General features: G+C 61.7%; 3 protein-coding genes. 1 reads left to right on the plus strand and 2 read right to left on the minus strand.

Annotation, left to right across the window (positions count from 1 at the left end):
* On the minus strand, positions 1-254 hold a 254-nt coding region (locus AC1DJT_RS36715), incomplete at its 3' end, for a helix-turn-helix transcriptional regulator (RefSeq protein ID WP_476836064.1).
* 97 nt (positions 255-351) lie between these two features.
* Between AC1DJT_RS36715 and AC1DJT_RS36720 the strand changes: the two genes are divergently transcribed.
* The gene (locus tag AC1DJT_RS36720; RefSeq protein WP_476833223.1) at positions 352-795 is read left to right on the plus strand and encodes a hypothetical protein; all 444 of its coding nucleotides are present in this window, start codon (positions 352-354) and stop codon (positions 793-795) included.
* On the opposite strand, the gene AC1DJT_RS36725 is transcribed toward AC1DJT_RS36720, so the two are convergent.
* A complete protein-coding gene (locus tag AC1DJT_RS36725; RefSeq protein WP_476836065.1) occupies positions 776-985 on the minus strand; it encodes a toxin-antitoxin system YwqK family antitoxin in 210 nt (69 codons plus the stop codon). The genes AC1DJT_RS36720 and AC1DJT_RS36725 overlap by 20 nt on opposite strands.
* Between the last annotated feature and the right edge of the window lie 364 nt (positions 986-1349).

A 1349-nucleotide genomic window follows, 5' to 3' on the forward strand; every position in this document is an offset into this window, starting at 1 on the left:
GAATAGCCGCGTCCAAGCTTTGCCAGCCTGACGCCTGCGCCTCCGCCGTTTTCCGGAATGAACTGAACGCCCGCCGTCGTCAGAGTCTCAGCAAGTGCTTTGTTGTTCATCGTGGCTAGCTTCGCGGTCTCATCCTTCGCCTCGAAAGCTCCGATGGTCGATTTAGAGACGCCGGACGCCTCCGCAAGATGGTCCTGCTGCCAGCCGACCAGAGCTCGAGCGGCTTTGAGGAGGCGAGGTGTCAAACGGATCATGAGCGCAACCTCATAGCTGTATTACAATTGCAACCTTTGTTGACAGGATACAGATAGACTGTATCCTGACTATAGGTCAGCAACTGAGATACAGCAAATGCCGCTCGCCTACAACATCGATCGCCGCATCGCCTTCGACAAGGCTGCCATCATGCGCCGCGCCCATCACGAAGGCCGCTTCGCCCTGCGCCTGTGCCGCACCATCACCGAGCGCCGCGCCCAGCTTTCCAACTGGCTCCGCAAGGCCTGGGCGGCCGCGAAGGCTGAGGCCTGCGAGCTTCGCCGTGCCGAGGAGCGCGCCGCCGCCATCGCAGCCTTCAAGGCTCAGCACGAGCGTGAAGCCGCTGCCCTCGCCGCCAGCTTCAGCGACGACGCCGCCGCGATCCGCTGGGAGATCCAGCGCGAGCACTACCGGCAGCATTTCAACGGCGACTGCACCAGTGCCTCCTATCGCGGGCCTATGTCGCTTGCGGGCCTGACACTGAGTGCAGCGGACCCGCATGGCCTTCAACTCGCGCTGTTCAATTGGGGAAATTCGTGACCTTCACGACCTTGCCAGTGGCGTCATAGGTGGTCCATTCGCCAACCTGTTTTCCGCTCTTGAAGTGGCCTGAACGCAGTTTACTGCCATCCAGCCTGAACCACTCCCAGTACCCTTCAAGCTCACCGCTCATCATGTGGCCCTTGGCTTTGATACTTCCGTCCTTGTGGCGGTCGCCCCTTTCTTTCATGCCTCCTCCTACCTTTCCGTTGTCGAGATGGTGCTCATCGCGACTGCGGTGCATCTGATGCTGCGGCGTGATCGGACCAGCGACAGCMCCAGATCGAGGAACCATCTTTCCTTCGGCGGTGCGATCCCACGGCGTCAATCGTAGACGGCGTTCCGGAACGCGCACCTCTGCTCCGCGAGGCCGATCTCGCGAATTGTTAGGCCTTTAGCGTCGCGGGCCTGTCGCGGTCCCAGTCGTTCTGCCGCTGGAATCGCGAAACGTCGTCACCCCTTGGCTGTCCGTGCTCGCGCGCCCGGTCGTCCGGCCCATGGAATCGTAGAACGTGGTCGAGCCTCGGCTGTCGGTMACTGACCGGCCTGTGACG

This window comes from Allobosea sp. 05T422_2, assembly GCF_056396265.1.

Coding starts and splice junctions, on each gene's coding strand:
- AC1DJT_RS36720 (WP_476833223.1), top strand. CDS start 352: ATGCCGCTCGCCTACAACATCGATCGCCGCATCGCCTTCGACAAGGCT.
- AC1DJT_RS36725 (WP_476836065.1), bottom strand. CDS start 985: ATGAAAGAAAGGGGCGACCGCCACAAGGACGGAAGTATCAAAGCCAAG.